The organism is Chryseobacterium gallinarum (genome assembly GCF_001021975.1).
Taxonomy (GTDB): domain Bacteria; phylum Bacteroidota; class Bacteroidia; order Flavobacteriales; family Weeksellaceae; genus Chryseobacterium; species Chryseobacterium gallinarum.
Genome location: NZ_CP009928.1, coordinates 2,413,699 through 2,431,259, shown reverse-complemented (window position 1 = coordinate 2,431,259; position 17,561 = coordinate 2,413,699). Strand labels below are relative to the sequence as shown.

The following is a 17,561-nucleotide window of genomic DNA, read 5'->3' as shown; positions in this document are numbered from 1 at the left end:
TTAGCTTCTAGCTTCTGGCATCTGGCTTCTGGCAATTAAAAGGCAAATTGCGAGCAGCTGATAGCCATGAGTTGTTTTACATATTTTTTACATCGTTTGGAATCTCATAGAAAGTTGGATGACGGTATAGTTTGTCATCAGCCGGATCAAAGAAAGCTTCTTTATCCACTCCTTCTGAAGTCACGATATACTTACTTGGAACTACCCAAACAGAAGTTCCTTCTTTTCTTCTTGTATACACGTCTCTTGCGTTCTGTAAAGCCATTTCTGCTGTTGGCGCCTGTACAATTCCAACATGTTTGTGAGATAATCCCGGTTTAGTCTGAATAAACACTTCCCACATATCTAAATTTGCCATATTTAATTAATTTAACAATGCATCAATGTACCAGTTTATCAATGAGATGCTCAGCATAACAATTGATTGTTACATTTTTACATCGGTATATTGTTATATTACTTCTTTTTGTTGTTTTTTTGCAAAAGCAATCGCTGCTTCTTTTACCCAGGAATTTTCTCTTTGCGCTTTTCGTTTAGTTTCGATACGCTTTTTATTACAAGGTCCGTTTCCTTTTAGGATTTCCATAAATTCATCCCATGGAAGTTCCCCGAAATCATAATGCTGTCTTTCTTCATTCCATTTCAGATCTTTATCCGGAATAGTCAGCCCTAAGAATTCAGCCTGAGGTACAGTAACATCAATGAATCGCTGACGAAGGCTATCGTTACTTTCTCTTTTTACCCTGTAGTTCATAGAAATTTTAGAATTTGGAGAACTGTCGTCATTAGGTCCGAACATCATTAAGGCCGGCCACCAGAAACGGTTTAATGCTGCCTGGGCCATTTCTTTCTGTTGCTTGGTTCCACGGCAAAGGGCCATCAGGATTTCATATCCTTGTCTCTGGTGGAATGATTCTTCTTTACAGATTTTTACCATTGCTCTTGAATAAGGGCCATAAGAATTCCCCATCAGCATTACCTGATTCATAATTGCTGCTCCGTCAACCAACCAACCGATGGCGCCGATATCAGCCCAGCTTAAAGTAGGATAATTGAAGATACTTGAATATTTTGCTTTTCCTTCCAGCATATCATCGTAAGTAGCATCTCTGTCTGCTCTGATGCTTCCGTCTCCTAATGTTTCAGTAGCAGAATAAAGGTATAAGCCATGTCCTGCCTCATCCTGAACTTTAGCCAAAAGTGCCATTTTTCTTCTCAATGAGGGTGCCCTGGAGATCCAGTTGGCTTCCGGCAGCATTCCTACAATTTCAGAATGGGCATGCTGTGAAATCTGGCGAACCAATAGTTTTCTGTAATCATCTGGCATTACATCTTTCGGCTCTACTTTATTTTCTTCGTGAACGTATTGAACAAATTTTTCTAAGTCCATAATCTTTCAATTTTACAATGTATCAGTCTAGCAATGTACCAGTGATTATTACACTGGTAAATTGTTACATTGTTACATTATTACATTAATTTTTTAAACATCATAATTAAGCATCACCACATTCGTTGTCGGGTGACATTGACAGGTAAGAACATAGCCTCTGGCTACTTCATCTTCGGTAAGCGCATAGTTTTTCTCCATAAATACTTCCCCTTCCAAAACCTGTGCTTTACACGTACAGCAAACGCCTCCTTTACATGCGAAAGGAACCGGAAGCTGGTCTTTCAATGCTTTATCTAAGATACTCTCTTTTTTAGAATTAAGGTGGAATGAATATTCATCATCATCAATGATTACTGTTACCATACTTTCGATATTGGCAATCGCTTTGAATTCGTCACTCATTTCTTCCGTATTTTCCTCATCAGGAGCCGTGAAATATTCAAATAAAACCTGAATAGCAGGAACTTTTTTATCTTTTTTCAGATAATCTGCAATTCCTTTAATCATTTCTGCCGGCCCACAGATAAAATAAGTAGCTTCTCTGACATCAATATCGGAATATCTTTCAAACAGCTGATCCAGTTTTTCAGGAGAGATTCTCCCTTCAAAAACCGGGTCTTCATGTTTTTCACGGCTTACCAGGTATACAACTTTAAGCCTTCCGTTAAACTGCTCTACCAGTTTATCAATTTCAGCTTTTCTTAAAACATGGTTCATACTTCTGTTGCTGTAAAACAGATAAGCATTACTGTTAGGCTCCTGATAAAGGCTTTCTTTAATGTTTGACAATACCGGAGTAATACCGCTTCCTGCTGCCAGGCCCACATAGGTTTTTACGTTGGTAGGATGATAAGAGGTATTGAAACCACCCATCGGAGGCATTACTTCCAGCATTTCATCCATATGAAGATGCTCATTAAAATATCCTGATACCTTTCCTCCTTCCAGTAACTTTACCAGCACTTCCAGGGTATTGCTTTTTTCACTTGGAGCATTACAGATTGAGTATGACCGTCTTTCTTCATTACCGTTGATCATCATCCGGAAATTGAGGTACTGCCCCTGTTTGAACCTGAACTTATCTTTCAGCTCTTCAGGAATTTCTACCGCTACATTTACTGCATCCGGAGTATCTTTCTGAACTTTAACTGTTTTAAGTTTATAAAATGAATTCATTATTTTTTTAGTATTCTATTAATTTTCCCACCTTCACACTTGGGTAAACTGTCCTGTGTATGAATGTTTACTTTTGTGGTGATTCCTACCCGTTTTTTTATTTCGTTTTCTATTGTTTTTCCAAAGCTTCCTACAAAATTAAAATAATCATCGGTATTGACTTTTAATTTTTGGTCTTTTACAAAATCATCATCAACTTCCACGTCGATATCTAATGCCACACACATATGTTCTTTTTCAACAGGAGTCAGATAATAATTAGGAACTACTCCCTTTACATGGGAAAAAGCTTCTTCTATCTGGCTCGGATAGACATTTACTCCTCTTACAATCAGCATGTCATCTGCCCGTCCAATGACAGGCTTCATTTTCACCATAGTTCTTTTGCCTTTTTCGTCATAGTAAAGGCTTGTAATATCGTTTGTCCAATATCGCAAAAGCGGCATTGCTTTTTTCGTCAGCGTTGTTATTACCAATACCCCTTCTTCTCCGACAGGCACCGGTTTTTTGGTTACCGGATCTAAGATTTCAGGATAAAAATGATCTTCCCAGATATAGGCTCCTCCTTTTTCTTCAAAATCTTCCATTGAAACTCCTGGTCCTATAATTTCACTTAAGCCGTAAATATTTGTTGCATGAACTCCCAGCCTTTCTTCAATATGGCTTCTGATGATCTCCGTCCAGGGCTCTGATCCCAGCACAGCATATTTCAGACTGATATCGCCTGCCGAAATTCCTCTCCTGGCAAATTCATCCGCAATAGTAAGTGCATAAGAAGGCGAACAACAGATAACTTCAGGTTTAAAATCTATGATCAAATCCACCTGCCTTGCCGTCATGCCTCCTGAAATAGGAAGAACACTCATCCCCAGTTTCTCTGCTCCGTAGTGTAAACCCAACCCTCCTGTGAAAATGCCATAACCGTAGGCATTGTGCAATTGCATCCCCGGCCTGGCTCCTGCAGCATGTAAAGACCTTGCCACGACTTCGCTGAAAAGCTCCACATCTTCTTTTGTATATCCTACTACCGTTGGCTTTCCTGTTGTCCCACTTGAGCAATGAATTCTCTGAAGCTCACTTTTAGGAACCGTAAATAGACCGAACGGGTAATTTTCCCTTAAATCCTGTTTGTAAGTAATCGGAAGTTTCGTGATATCTTCAATCGACCTTATATCTTGCGGAGATATTCCTGATTCATTAAATTTTCTTTTATAAAACTCCGACGTCTCCCCCAGATAACCGATCAAACTGATCAGCCGGTCGGTTTGAAGCTGTCTCAACTGATCCAGCTTCAGATATTCAACTGAAAAATCCATAAAACTAACTAACATTTGTTAGGTGTAAATTTAAAAAGATTTTGGAAGCTGGCAAAATTTTTATGACTTTCGTCATATTTTGACTGATTCTAAATAATTAAGCCAGAATTAAAAGAGAAAGGTTGAAAAAATTATTAAGTTATAATACTATTTCTGATTTCCCAGCAGACCAAAAAGAATCTTATTTCTTATTTCATCCGTTATTTCATCGGTAGAGTCACTGCTTCTTTTGAACCAGAAGTACGAATTATTTAAAGTATGAAGAATGAATCTCGTGGTAAAAGATGGCGATTTCAGTTCCCAGTTCTCCGCTTTATAGATTTCTGAAATCAGAGATTCTACTTCCTGCTGGTAATTTTTTCTTAGTTCCACAAATTCAGGAAGTCTTTCTTCCAGATGCTTCCATTCATTAGAATAGATATGCGTCACATCGCGGTTTTGGAGAACCACGGATAGATGCTTATCCAGAAATAAGTTGAGTTTTTCTTTAGGATTAATAGGGGTATTTTTTACCTCCTGAAGCTTTTCAAAAAAATCCTGTGCAATGCCAAAACATATCCATTCCAGAATTTCTTCCTTTGAACGGATGTGTGCATATAATGAGGCTGCCTTGATATTGAGTTTTGTAGCCAAATCCCTTACCGAACTTCCCATATAGCCTTTTTCTTTAAAAAGCTCAACGGCTACGTCTAATATTTTCTTTTGTTTTTCTTTAAGTTCCATCTGGTAAAATGCAAAAGTAATTATTCTAAAATAAAAATCTGAAATTTTACGTCGTCTTTAAGCGAATTCATTGGTTGTGGGTTTTGCTTCCCCTGTATTTATGCTCAGACTGACTATTGTTCATGAATTTCCAAGAAAATGGTCAAGAACCGGAAAATTTGTCAAGTTAATTTTACGTTAAAAATAGTAAATTCGGAAATTTTGTCTTATTTTTTTGTAAATTTAATAATTGAACAATTTTTGCGATACAGTCATCGAATAAATGATTAAATAATTGATGGCATTAAGAAACTAAGCCTCAGAATTTAGTTTCTTGATGTTTTTACCACTCCATTTTAAAAACGAATCATTACAAAAAATATATAGAATATGAATTTAAACCAATATACCGTAAAATCACAAGAAGCCATCCAGGCAGCTCAACAGGTTGCTATGGAATTTGGTAATCAAAGTATCGAGCCTCAACATCTCCTTGAAGGTATCTTCCAGGTAGATGAAAATATATCTCCCTTCCTGTTAAAAAAATCTGAAGCTGATGCCAGCCTGGTAAGGGAACGCAACCGAGAAAGTATAGAAAAACTTCCCAAAGTACAGGGAGGAAATATCTATCTCTCACAATCTGCCAATAAAGTTTTGCTGGATGCCCCGAATATCGCCAAGAAAATGGGTGATGAATTCGTAACCATTGAACACTTATGGCTATCTCTTTTAGAAACCAGTTCGGAGGTATCCAAAATGTTGAAGGACATGGGCGTTACGAAAAATTTACTGGAAGGAGCTATTAAGGAATTAAGAAAAGGAAGTAAAGCAACCTCTGCAAGTTCTGAAGAAACGTATCAGTCTTTGAACAAATACGCTAAAAACTTTAACGAGCTAGCAGCAGAAGGAAAGCTGGATCCGGTAATCGGACGGGATGAAGAAATCAGAAGAGTGTTACAGATTCTTTCCAGAAGGACAAAAAACAACCCTATCCTCATCGGGGAACCGGGTGTAGGTAAAACTGCCATTGCGGAAGGAATTGCCCACAGGATCATCAGTGGAGACGTCCCAGAAAACCTGATGGATAAAACATTATATTCATTGGATATGGGAGCTTTGATTGCGGGAGCAAAATATAAAGGTGAATTTGAGGAGCGTTTAAAATCCGTTGTAAATGAAGTTATCAAATCTGACGGGCAAATTATCCTTTTCATTGATGAAATTCATACTTTAGTAGGTGCCGGAGGAGGTGAAGGAGCGATGGATGCGGCTAATATTCTGAAGCCTGCTTTAGCGAGAGGTGAACTGAGAGCAATCGGGGCTACCACTCTGAATGAATACCAAAAATATTTTGAAAAAGATAAAGCGTTGGAAAGACGTTTCCAGAAAGTAATGGTAGAAGAGCCGGATACAGAATCTGCCATCTCCATTCTTCGTGGAATCAAAGATAAATACGAAGCCCACCATAAGGTACGAATTAAGGATGAAGCTATCATTGCTGCTGTAGAAATGTCTCAAAGATATATCTCCGACAGGTTTTTACCGGATAAAGCCATTGACCTTATTGATGAGGCTTCTGCAAAATTGAGAATGGAAATCAATTCAAAACCTGAAGAGCTGGATGTTTTAGACAGGAAGCTTATGCAAATGGAAATTGAATTGGCTGCCATTTCAAGAGAGGGCAATCAAACCAAAATAGATCATTTAAAAGAAGATATTGCCAAGATTTCCGAGCAAAGGAACGAAATCAATGCTAAATGGCTGAAAGAAAAACAAAAAAGCGAAGACCTTACCCAGATCAAAAAAGAAATTGAGTCTCTGAAACTTGAAGCAGAACGGGCTTCCAGAGCCGGTGATTATGCTAAAGTAGCGGAAATCCAGTATGGAAAACTTCGCGAAAAAGAAGAAGAACTGAGTAAAGTGGAGCTTGAAATGCAGAACCACCAGAATGAGCTGATCAAAGAAGAGGTTACTGCCGAAAATATTTCTGAAGTGATTGCCAAATGGACAGGCATTCCTGTTACCAAGTTACTGCAATCTGAAAGAGAGAAATTATTAAATCTGGAGTCTGAACTTCACCACAGGGTAGTAGGACAAGATGAAGCCATCCAGGCTGTAGCCGATGCAATCAGAAGAAACAGAGCCGGATTAAGTGACGATAAAAAGCCTATCGGATCTTTCTTATTCCTGGGAACAACAGGGGTAGGTAAAACTGAGTTGGCAAAGGCATTGGCAGAGTTTCTATTTGATGATGAAAACAATATGACCAGAATCGATATGAGTGAATATCAGGAACGTCACAGTGTTTCAAGGCTGGTAGGAGCGCCTCCGGGATACGTTGGATATGATGAAGGCGGACAATTGACTGAAGCGGTAAGAAGAAGACCTTATTCCGTTGTTCTTTTGGATGAGATCGAAAAAGCCCATCCGGATGTATTCAACACTTTACTTCAGGTATTGGATGACGGACGTCTGACAGATAATAAAGGCCGTGTGGTAAATTTTAAAAATTCAATTATCATCATGACTTCCAATCTGGGATCTCATCTGATTCAGGAGAATTTTGAAAATATCACTGATGCCAACCAGGATGAAATTGTTGATAAAACGAAGGAAGAAGTTTTTGATTTGTTGAAACAAACTTTACGTCCCGAATTCCTGAACAGAATTGATGAAATTGTACTGTTCCAGCCTTTAAGAAAAAAAGAAATCGGAAAAATTGTTCAATACCAATTAAGGGGATTCAACGATATGCTGGCTAAACGAAATATCATCATGACGTTCACCCAGGACGCTGTAGACTACCTGATGGAAAAAGGCTATGACCCTGTATTTGGGGCAAGACCTTTAAAAAGGGTAATCCAGCAAGATGTCCTGAATAAATTATCCCGTGAGATTCTCGCAGGAAAAGTGAATGATGGCGACAGAATCACTTTAGATTATTTTGATGAAACAGGTTTGGTTTTCCGACCTACTGAATAATAAATAGTTTTTTTTCATATACATTATTTTTGTAAGTAAGTGCTGTGGATTCCTCTGCAGCACTTATTTTTTTAATTAATTATCAAAATATAGTGAAATAATATTATATTTATTGACTTACAGATTATTAACTAAAAAACAAATTATTATGAAAAAGCTAAAAAGAAATGAATTGAAAAAAATCAGTGGTGGTATTACCTCAGCGATTATCATGTGTGACGAAAATATGAACTGCCCTGCAGGATTGTGTTGTACAATAGACTATGTCTGCAGGGATAAGAACAAATACCCATGCGTGTAAAACAGTAAACCGGAGAAATTCTCCGGTTTTTTTCATTGATTGCTACATTTTTATAAGGTTGAAAATGTATTCTTTTTACAGTTGTTACACAATCCGTAAAAACCCGGAAAAGAAACAGTATAATTCCCCATTTTTTAATGTATTTTCTAATGCATTTTTTTGCGAAATTTGCAAATCAACTAATATATTCCTTATAAACAGTTAAGTTATGAAAAAAGAATCTACTCACGACCGCGATCCTCTTCGTCCGGGGACCATGTCCAATACACTTATCCGAAATCTTGTCGGAAATTATCGTCAAAACCACATGAGTGCTATCAAAAACAGCATGGGAATAGATGATGCCCATTCTATATGGTTTGATCTGCCCAAACTTAAGAGATTCATATCTATGATAGAAGAAGAAGCCGGCAAAATAAATCCCGAAACTACAGAAGAGGACTTAGGGATCAGGTTTTACTATGCCGCCTATCCGAAAGCTGAGAACTGGGACATTATGGCTACCCATCCTGTTGACAGGGAATATGCTGAAAAACATACGTTAGTGATGATACCTACATTAAAAAAAACAAGCGAAACAGGTGAAAGCCTTCATTATGATTTCAACCCGTTATCCGGCAATGGAGAAGTAATGGCTATGACACAAAAGTCCCGTGGCCTCGACGATTCTGACGATATTGGTATCGGAGAAAATAGTGGGCAACTAATACCTCCTCAAGACTCCATAGTTGAACTATTTTAACAATGACCTCTATAAAACATGACTGATTTTCAGGAATTTATAAGCAGAAGCATGCTGTGGGTAGAAGGACTAGCCGCCTTTATCGCCCTTTTTCATTATAATCGTATCAAAAAACAATACTGGAAGTTTTTTGTGTTTTATTTAATCCTTATTTTTCTTTGTGAAGCTTTTGGCAGATGGGGAAACTTCACCTATTTTTCAAAAGCCAAATATTACAATTACTTTGTAATGCCTATCCAATTTATTTTTTTCTACTGGTTATATGCTGCAAAGTCTTTAAAAAAGCCAAAACTTTTTTTCATCTTATCAGCTATTTACCTGCTTTCCTTCATCCCTAACGAATTGTATTTTTCGGGTAGTAAAATAGTTTTTGCTTTTAATTACACCTTCGGTTGCCTTATTTTAATGCTTCTTATTGTGATGGAATATTACAAACAAATTACTTCACAGGAGATTCTTAATTTTGGCAGAAACAGAATGTTTTATATCAATCTGGGAGTAACGCTGTCTTATATTGGAACGCTTCCTTTTTTTGCACTTTATTCTCCATTAAGAAAGCATTTGGAAATCTGGAATATCTATTTTGACTATTTTCTGATTTCAGGTATTGTGATGTATATTTTATTTGCAAGTTCATTTATATGGGGAAAACAGAGCTCTTAATCGTTATTATTTTATTCAATATTTTTTTTGTAATGTTTGTCGTTGCAGTGGTGATCTATATCAGAAACTACAGGCAGCGTAAAAAAGAATACCTGAATGAAATCGAGATGAAAAATGAGATTCATCAAAGAGAGCTTCTGGCTACCCAGTTAGAAATCCAGCAGGCCACCATGCAGCAGATCGGGCGTGAACTTCATGATAATATCGGCCAAAAGCTTACACTGGTAAGCCTTTACGTTCAACAAATGCTTTATGAAAACAAAGTACCGGAAGTAAATGAAAGAATAGATCAGGTTTCTCAAATTATCAACCAATCATTGCAGGATTTAAGAAGCCTTTCAAAAACATTAACGGATGATAATATCAACCAAAAGGAAATTGTAACTTTAATCCAGGAGGAAGCAGACAATACCAACTCTTTTAAAAAATGCAAAGTAAGTTTTGAACATAACTTTAAACAGTTGGACCTTGACTTTGTCCATAAAAATGTACTCCTGAGAATTACCCAGGAATTTATTCAGAACAGTATAAAACATTCCCAATGCAGGAATATTTCCATTACCCTGAATACCTCTGAAGATATTCTTTGGGAACTTAAAATTAAAGATGATGGGATCGGTTTCGATGAGGATAAAATAACATCCGGCGGAATAGGTCTTACCAATATGAAAAACAGAGCCGAAATTATCGGTGCCGATTTTAAACTTGAGAGCAAGGAAAACATCGGAACGGCACTCCATATTATTTTAAAAAAACAAGCATGAAAAAAACAATAGTCATTGTAGACGATCACGTACTTATCGCTAAAGCACTGGAAGGAATCATTGATAACTTTCATGATTTCGAAGTCATTTATGTATGTGAAAACGGAAAAGACCTGATTCAGAAATTTGAAGAGGGCGAGAAAATTCCGGACATTATTCTTTTAGATATCAGTATGCCCATTATGGATGGTTTCGAAACAGCTTCATGGCTTGCAAAAAATCATCCGAGAATTAAGGTTATGGCGCTGAGTATGCAGGGTGATGACAGCAGTGTCATCAAAATGATCAAAAACGGCGCAAAAGGATATCTTCTTAAAAACACACATCCGAAAGAACTGGAAACTGCCCTCACAGGATTAAACTCCGATGGCTTCTTTTATCCGGATTGGGCTTCAAAAATTATTTTATCCAATCTGAACAAAGAACAGGAATCTGAAAATACCGTAAAAATTTCTGAACGGGAAAAAGAGTTCCTGAAATATACAGTCACCGAGCTCAGCTATAAGGAAATTGCAGACCGGATGTGCTGCAGCCCGAGAACAGTAGAGAGCTACCGCGACCAGCTCTGTGATAAGCTGGATTTAAAAACCCGTGTAGGCCTGGCTGTTTTTGCCATTAAAAATGGTTTTGCCAATTAACCTAATAAATTTAAATCATTCTAATAAAGCACATAATATGTTAATTATTTAAATTAAAAAATCAATTAGCAATAAACCAATTTCACTCAAGTACTCAAATTGATTAAAAATCAATATATAATTGATTTTAATGAAAACTAATCAATCATTTGTATAAAAAAATAACAAAACAATAAATATGTAGCGAAATTATTTGCACATTAATTTTAAATGATATAATTTCATATTCTCAACTAAAAAAAATTGTGATATGAAAAAACTACTATTTGGAGCTCTTATGCTCGGCGTAATGTCTGCCTGTAACAGCGACAGCCTTAGTACTCAAAATGAAACGCCTTCTGATCCTTCAACAGCTTCTGCTGATCTGGTTAAAAGAGGCTGTGCATCTGAAGAAATAAGACAGGAAGCCTTACGTAACAGTGCAGAGCTCAGACAAAGATATTCAACGCTGGAAGCTAATACTGAGAAATTTACCAATGACTTAAAGCTGGGTAAAGTCCTTGCAGACGGCAGTGTAGAAATTCCTGTCATTGTGAATGTAATTTATAAGACCTCTGCAGAAAACGTTTCTGATGCAAGAATTGCTGAACAAATTGCTGTACTGAATGCTGATTATTCAGGTACCAATAGTGATGCCAGTAAAATTCCTTCCGAATTCCTTCCTGTAAGCTCCGGAGATACAAAAGTAAAATTCAGGCTGGTAAATACAGTGAGAAAATCTACCACAAAAACAAGCTGGTCTACCAATGATGATATGAAAAAAGCCTCCAAAGGAGGTATTGATGCAACTAACCCAAGCAATTATTTAAATATCTGGGTAGTAGGCAAAATGACAAGTCAGGGACGAACAATCCTTGGTTATGCAACATTCCCTGAGTCTGCAGGATTATGGAATGACGGCGTTGTAATTGGCGCACCGTATTTTGGTAAAACCGGAGCATCTTCTCCTTTCAATTTAGGAAGGACTGCAACGCATGAGGTAGGACATTATCTCAATCTAAGACACATCTGGGGAGACGCCAATTGTGGAAACGATCTGGTGAGCGACACCCCTACTCAGACAACAGCCAATTACGGGAAACCTACTTATCCTCTTTATAACACATGTAGTGGTGTACAGAGGTCAGTAATGTTTATGAATTATATGGATTATGTAGACGATGGCGCTATGTTTATGTTCTCTGCAGGACAAAAAACAAGAATGCAGTCTGTGGTAGCTTCTACAGGTCTGAGATCCGGCTTAAGAACTTTATAAAAGATATAATTTTAATATATTAAGAATCTGTCTCACAACTGAGGCAGATTTTTTTTGTTAAAAAAATTTGAGTAATACCTAATCATAATATAAAATCGGATCAAGCGTAAAAGTTGTGGTCTTATAATATTTAGATCTATTTAATTTTTAAAATTCACGCAAAGCTTTCTTTTTGATTACTCTTTATTTTAAGTAAGCTAAGAAATGAATCGATTTTTAATCGATTCTGATGAAGCGAAGACTTTGCATGCGCTTAGCCAGCAGCTATGCTGCCTTCTTTGCCTACTTGAAATGGAACATTATTTTTTTTTAAACTTTGCGTGAAAAACGATCTCAATAATTTTTAAAATTCACGTAAGATTCCTTTCTGATTACTCTTTATTTTAAGTAAGCTAAAAAATGAATCGATTTTTAATCGATTCTGATGAAGCGAAGACTTGCATGCGCTTAGCCAGCAGCTATGCTGCCTTCTTTGCCTACTTGAAATAGAACATTATTTTTTTTAAACTTTGCGTGAAAAACGATCTCAATAATTTTTAAAATTCACGTAAGATTCCTTTCTGATTACTCTTTATTTTAAGTAAGCTAAAAAATGAATCGATTTTTAATCGATTCTGATGAAGCGAAGACTTGCATGCGCTTAGCCAGCAGCTATACTGCCTTCTTTGCCTACTTGAAATAGAACATTATTTTTTTTAAACTTTGCGTGAAAAACGATCTCAATAATTTTGACGCTAATCAATCATGAACAGAATTTTTTATATTCAGACCAATTTATTATGTCCCAACTTTTGCTACTGATCCATAAAATCTCTTTCGAGATGGATTCTTAATATCAGTTGTCTATAAAAATGACCGCATAAGTTATTATCGAAAAATATATTTTGCTTAAAAAAACAAATTAAAAATTTACACAAATAACATACATATAGTTAAAATAAAAATATAAAACTATTATTTCAACGAAACACAAAAACACAACTAACCAAATTGATTAAAACAACAATAAATTCAAATTTCATTATCACTATCACAAGTAAACAGCTTAAATCCTATGAATAATTAAATAAATTGAAAAAAAATTTGCACATCACAGTAATTTGAATTAATTTCACAGCCCAAACCACAAAATACTACTTATGAAAAAACTTCTTTTTGGAGCCAGTATTATATTTCTGGCATCATGTAACAATGACATGAGCTCTGTCAATGACCAGACAGCAGAGTCAGAAAACACACAACAAATAGCCGGCAAAAGAACCTGCCCGTCAGATGTAATGAGGGAAAAAATCCTGAATTCTGACCCCGCTGCCAGAGCAAGAGTAGAAGCCATTGAACAGTACACCGAAAGGCATCTCAATGATATAAAAGTGGGCAAGGTACTGGCAGATGGTACTGTAGAAATTCCGGTTGTTTTCAACGTTATTTACAACACAAGCACCCAAAACGTATCGGATGCAAGGTTACAGTCCCAGATTGATATCCTGAATCAGGATTACGCTGGTACTAACAGTAATATCGGAAATACCCCCGCAGAGTTTGTTCCGGTAAAAGCCGGGGACACTAAAATCCGCTTCAGACTTGCCAAAACGGTAAGAAAACAAAGCTCAGTCACTTCATGGAATCCTGATGAAAACAAAATGAAATCTGCTACCACCGGTATTGCAGCTACATCTCCTGACAATTATCTGAACATCTGGATTGTTAATAATATGACTGGAGGTACTCTGGGATATGCCTATTATCCTGGGACAATTTCAGCAGCTTTGGACGGTGTTGTACTGGCAGCCCCTTATGTAGGAACCGGCTCCGGAACATCAGCTCCGTATAACCTGGGAAGAACTGCTACTCATGAGGTGGGGCATTATCTGAATCTGCCACACCTTTGGGGCTCCACCGACACAGGCTGTCAGACAGATTATTCTAATGATACTCCTGTTTCTCCAGGCCCAAATTACGGAGTGCCTACTTACCCTCTTAACCGTGTATGTGGTGGAGTAAGCCGTTCTCAGATTTTCATGAACTATATGGATTATGTAGACGACCAGGCAATGTGTATGTTTACAGCCAATCAAAAACAAAGAATGCAGGCCGTAGTAGCTGCCTCCGGTCCAAGATCAGGATTAAGGCTTTATTAAATTTTACATCCATATTATTAATCATTTTTTAAAACACCACTTAAATCATTAAAAAAGTCTATCTCACCAGCTGAGATAGATTTTTTTTTTATTTTTACGCAACTTTAAAAACAAGGAGTCACAAGATGAAAAAAATAGCGGTAGCATCCGGAATAATATTCAACTTATGTTGCTATAATGCACAAGACACATTACAATCACGAAATCTTCAAAAAGACATAGCGCTCCTCTCTTCCGGTTCTTCTATTGAGGTAAAAACTCCTTTTTTCAAAAAGGACTGGGTAAAAAAATCAATGGCACCGGCTATACTTTTTACCGCAGCAGCCGCTACATGGGGTGAAAAGGAAAACATCCGTGAAGTTCGTAACCGGTATCTTCCGACCTTCAAGGCTAAATATGATGATTATCTTCAATATACTCCTGCCCTTACCGTATATGGATTAAAACTAGCCGGAGTAAAAGGTAGGAACAATCTGGGCAGGGCAACCCTCTCGTATGCTACCAGCCTGGTTATCATGGGAATTCTTGTCAATTCTATAAAATATACCGCAAAAGTTGAGCGCCCGGATGGTTCAAAAAACAATTCATTTCCATCAGGGCATACCGCTATGGCCTTTGCCAATGCCAGCTTTTTGCACAAAGAATATGGAATAGTAAACCCTGCCTACAGTATTGGTGGATATAGCGCTGCCACCCTTACAGGCCTTGGGCGAAACTTAAACAACAGGCACTGGATACCAGACATTCTTGCTGGCGCAGGAATCGGGATCATTTCTACAGAACTGGGCTATTTCTTCATTGATAAAATTTATAAAAACAAAGGAGATAATTTAAGTGTTTTATCCAGAATACAGGGAAATGATTACCCTTCTTTTCTTGCTATAAAGCTTGGAGCAGCATTGGGAACTACAAATTTCCTTAAAGAATCCGAGCTTGATGATAAAAAACAGAACGGTTTCGAAGGCGGGCTGGAAGGCGCTTATTTCTTTTCAAAAAAATGGGGTATCGGTGGAGACATCAGTTTCAGCAGCTTCCCGATTAAACCGCAAAGAATCAGCCTGGATGATGCAGAAGATTTTGGAGAACATAGTATTGTTACACAGTCTATGGGCTTTTTGGGAGCCGGGATAGGCCCTTATTTTTCTCATGAATTTTCAGATAAATGGCAGCTTACTTTAAAAGCGACAGCCGGATATTCAGCGACAGCGAGTGGAAAAGTGTTTATAAAAAGCGACAGCATAGACACTCCTACTCACGAGCTTCCCATAGCCACATATAAACCTAAACCAGCCTTCCGCTGGAATACGGGAGCCTCCCTGACGTATAAATTCAATCCCGGATTAGGCCTTACTTTATATACCGACTACAATGAAATCAAATCTACCATCCGGTATCATTTCAGTGATGAAATAAAAGAAAGTGAAGAGCTGGATGAAGAACTTAACAACATCACTGCTAAAGAAAAAATCAATTATATCACTTTGGGTTTAAGATTAACTGCTTATTTCTAAAAAAAGAAAGCCTTCATATATCTGAAGGCTTTGTTTATGTTAAAACATTTTACTGTTATCTTCCGGTGTATAATCCATAAAAATATCTCCATCCAATTGCACTGACTTCACCTTTTTCTTAATGGGAATCATCAGATCGGTCAGTTTCTGGTCTTTTTCCCAAACAGAAGGTGAAAAATGGATCTTTTCGGTAGTTCCATCTTCATAGGAAAGTATAGCATCAAACGGAATGGCAAAACCTCCTGTATTCACAACATTTACCGTCAACAGATCATTCATCTGAGAGGCTCCCCCCACTTTTAAATCGATGTAATTATTGGTATAAAACCAATTCTGGAAAAACCAGTTCAGGTTTTTACCGGAACCAGTATTCATAGAATTGAAATAATCCCAGGGAACCGGATGCTTTCCGTTCCAGTTATCCATATAATGATGCAGGGCTTTTTTAAACAGTTCATCTCCAAGATAATCCTTTAAAGCAAGGTAAGAAAGAGATGCTTTCACATAGGAATTGTTTCCGTAGCCTGCTCCGCTTACCTGTGTACTCATGGTAATCAATGGCTGGTCCTGTTCTGCAGCCGGGCTGCTGATCCATTTTTTAACACGGAAATTTTTATAAAAGTCTTTTGCTTCCGCTTCTCCGTTTTCATCAATTCCGATCAGATACTCCAGAGTAGTTGCCCAGCCTTCGTCCATGAAAGCATATCTCGTTTCATTGATTCCCATGTAGAAGGGGAAATAGGTATGGGCAATCTCATGGTCTGCCGTCAGTCTTGCATCCTGAAGGTTGTCCGGAATACTGCTATCGTTAATCATCATCGGATATTCCATATCTGCAAATCCCTGGATGGCCGTCATTACATTATAAGGATACTCTACCCCCGGCCAGTTTTTGGAAAACCAATCCAGATTGTAGCGCATCCAATCCACGTAGTGTTCAAAGTCTTTTGCTCCTGCCTTGTATCCCGCCTGTACACTGGCTCTTTTGCTTTTTAGTTGTACACTGGCCGCATCCCACACATAATGATTACTCAGGGCAAAACAGAAATCCGTGATATGATTAGCCTTAAATTTCCAAACATTCCATTTATTCTGCCGGGTTACTTTCCCGGATTTCATTTCCTGCTCCGAAGCAATATGCATTACCTGATCACTTTTCAATGAAGCTTTATATCTTTTTAAATATTCCGGCTGAAGTACAGCTTCAGGATTCAGAAATTCTCCCGTTGCCCAGACCACATAGTTTTTGGGTGCCGTAATGGCAAAACTATAATCATTAAAATCATTGTAAAACTCCTGCCTGTCTGAGTGCGGTAGCATATCCCATCCGTTGTAGTCATCATAAACGGAAATCCTCGGGAAGGAGTAAGCCACATAAAACGTTTCAGGATCAATCTGCCCTTCCCTTCCACTCTGTACAGAAAGCGGGTACTCCCACTCTATTTTTACTTCAGTTTTGGTTTTTGATTGTATAACTGATTTTAACTTCACTTTTTCTACAGTACTCCAATCATCACTATTGATATCGTATTTCTCTCCATTGACAATGAATGATTTGATGGTCAGCCCGGAGGAAAGGAAATCTTTGGAAACGAAGCCTGATCTTGGAGATTGTGGCTTGTGAAGATTATTCACAAAACGAATAGCCAACTCATCAAGGTCGTCCGGACTGTTGTTGGTATATATGATTGTTTCTTTTCCGGAGACTATCTTTGTAGCAGCATCCACTTTTACCTCAACATTATATACTCCTTTATTTTGCCAATAGTTTTTGCCGGGAGCACCCGAAGCATCACGGGTTCCTTTTTCAAAGGCTTTTTTGATGTTTCTCGGCATATATAATTCCTGGGCAGAAAAATGCAATAGCGAAGCTACCAACATTATTCCGGAAAAAATTCTCTTCATAATAACGATCTTTTTAAGATTGGTATCAAAAATAACGAAAATGTAACATAAAGCAGTTATTTATACCCTAACAAC

The 17,561-nt window shown here is 37.5% G+C and carries 15 protein-coding genes; 9 read left to right on the top strand and 6 right to left on the bottom strand.

From position 1 onward, the window contains the following. Positions 1-76 precede the first annotated feature (76 nt). The 5 genes from paaB to OK18_RS10860 form a co-directional block, all read right to left on the bottom strand. The gene (gene paaB, locus OK18_RS10880) at positions 77-358 is read right to left on the bottom strand and encodes a 1,2-phenylacetyl-CoA epoxidase subunit PaaB (RefSeq protein ID WP_002981782.1); all 282 of its coding nucleotides are present in this window, start codon (positions 356-358) and stop codon (positions 77-79) included. A 93-nt stretch (positions 359-451) separates the two neighbouring features. Next, positions 452-1,390, bottom strand: coding sequence for a 1,2-phenylacetyl-CoA epoxidase subunit PaaA (paaA, locus tag OK18_RS10875; RefSeq protein ID WP_050020710.1), 939 nt, complete (start codon positions 1,388-1,390; stop codon positions 452-454). Positions 1,391-1,483: 93 nt separating this feature from the next. Then, positions 1,484-2,569: a 2Fe-2S iron-sulfur cluster-binding protein gene (locus tag OK18_RS10870; RefSeq protein ID WP_050020709.1), complete on the bottom strand. Its 1,086-nt coding sequence runs from the start codon at positions 2,567-2,569 to the stop codon at positions 1,484-1,486. Then, positions 2,569-3,885 carry a phenylacetate--CoA ligase family protein gene (locus OK18_RS10865; RefSeq protein WP_053328003.1) on the bottom strand — a complete coding sequence of 439 codons (1,317 nt, stop codon included), beginning with the start codon at positions 3,883-3,885 and terminating at the stop codon, positions 2,569-2,571. The genes OK18_RS10870 and OK18_RS10865 overlap by 1 nt, the downstream gene beginning before the upstream one ends. A gap of 147 nt (positions 3,886-4,032) precedes the next feature. After that, complete coding sequence (locus OK18_RS10860; RefSeq protein WP_050020707.1) at positions 4,033-4,608, bottom strand: TetR/AcrR family transcriptional regulator; 576 nt, start codon at positions 4,606-4,608, stop codon at positions 4,033-4,035. 369 nt (positions 4,609-4,977) lie between these two features. On the opposite strand from OK18_RS10860, the gene clpB reads away from it, so the two are divergent. The 9 genes from clpB to OK18_RS10820 all read left to right on the top strand — a co-directional run bounded on the left by clpB (position 4,978) and on the right by OK18_RS10820 (position 15,581). Beyond that, entirely contained in the window at positions 4,978-7,569 is a 2,592-nt protein-coding gene (gene clpB, locus OK18_RS10855) for an ATP-dependent chaperone ClpB (protein WP_050020706.1), read from the top strand. A gap of 148 nt (positions 7,570-7,717) precedes the next feature. Then, positions 7,718-7,870: a hypothetical protein gene (locus OK18_RS21190; protein WP_156173266.1), complete on the top strand. Its 153-nt coding sequence runs from the start codon at positions 7,718-7,720 to the stop codon at positions 7,868-7,870. Between the two features lie 256 nt (positions 7,871-8,126). After that, positions 8,127-8,612 (top strand): hypothetical protein, encoded by a 486-nt coding sequence (locus OK18_RS10850; protein ID WP_228377592.1) that lies wholly within the window; start codon positions 8,127-8,129, stop codon positions 8,610-8,612. 18 nt (positions 8,613-8,630) lie between these two features. Further along, on the top strand, positions 8,631-9,275 hold the full coding sequence (locus OK18_RS10845; protein WP_053328001.1) for a hypothetical protein: 645 nt from the start codon (positions 8,631-8,633) through the stop codon (positions 9,273-9,275). Continuing rightward, positions 9,254-10,039: a sensor histidine kinase gene (locus OK18_RS10840; protein ID WP_053328000.1), complete on the top strand. Its 786-nt coding sequence runs from the start codon at positions 9,254-9,256 to the stop codon at positions 10,037-10,039. Before OK18_RS10845 ends, OK18_RS10840 begins: the two co-directional genes overlap by 22 nt. Beyond that, positions 10,036-10,677, top strand: a complete 642-nt coding sequence (locus OK18_RS10835; RefSeq protein WP_050020703.1) for a response regulator transcription factor — start codon at positions 10,036-10,038, stop codon at positions 10,675-10,677. The genes OK18_RS10840 and OK18_RS10835 overlap by 4 nt, the downstream gene beginning before the upstream one ends. A 250-nt stretch (positions 10,678-10,927) precedes the next feature. Beyond that, positions 10,928-11,932 carry a zinc metalloprotease gene (locus OK18_RS10830; protein ID WP_053327999.1) on the top strand — a complete coding sequence of 335 codons (1,005 nt, stop codon included), beginning with the start codon at positions 10,928-10,930 and terminating at the stop codon, positions 11,930-11,932. Positions 11,933-13,071: 1,139 nt separating this feature from the next. Beyond that, positions 13,072-14,070: a zinc metalloprotease gene (locus tag OK18_RS10825; RefSeq protein WP_053327998.1), complete on the top strand. Its 999-nt coding sequence runs from the start codon at positions 13,072-13,074 to the stop codon at positions 14,068-14,070. A gap of 125 nt (positions 14,071-14,195) precedes the next feature. Next, the gene (locus tag OK18_RS10820; RefSeq protein WP_053327997.1) at positions 14,196-15,581 is read left to right on the top strand and encodes a phosphatase PAP2 family protein; all 1,386 of its coding nucleotides are present in this window, start codon (positions 14,196-14,198) and stop codon (positions 15,579-15,581) included. Between the two features lie 39 nt (positions 15,582-15,620). On the opposite strand, the gene OK18_RS10815 is transcribed toward OK18_RS10820, so the two are convergent. Beyond that, positions 15,621-17,486, bottom strand: a complete 1,866-nt coding sequence (locus OK18_RS10815; protein WP_053327996.1) for a M1 family metallopeptidase — start codon at positions 17,484-17,486, stop codon at positions 15,621-15,623. Positions 17,487-17,561: the final 75 nt, after the last annotated feature.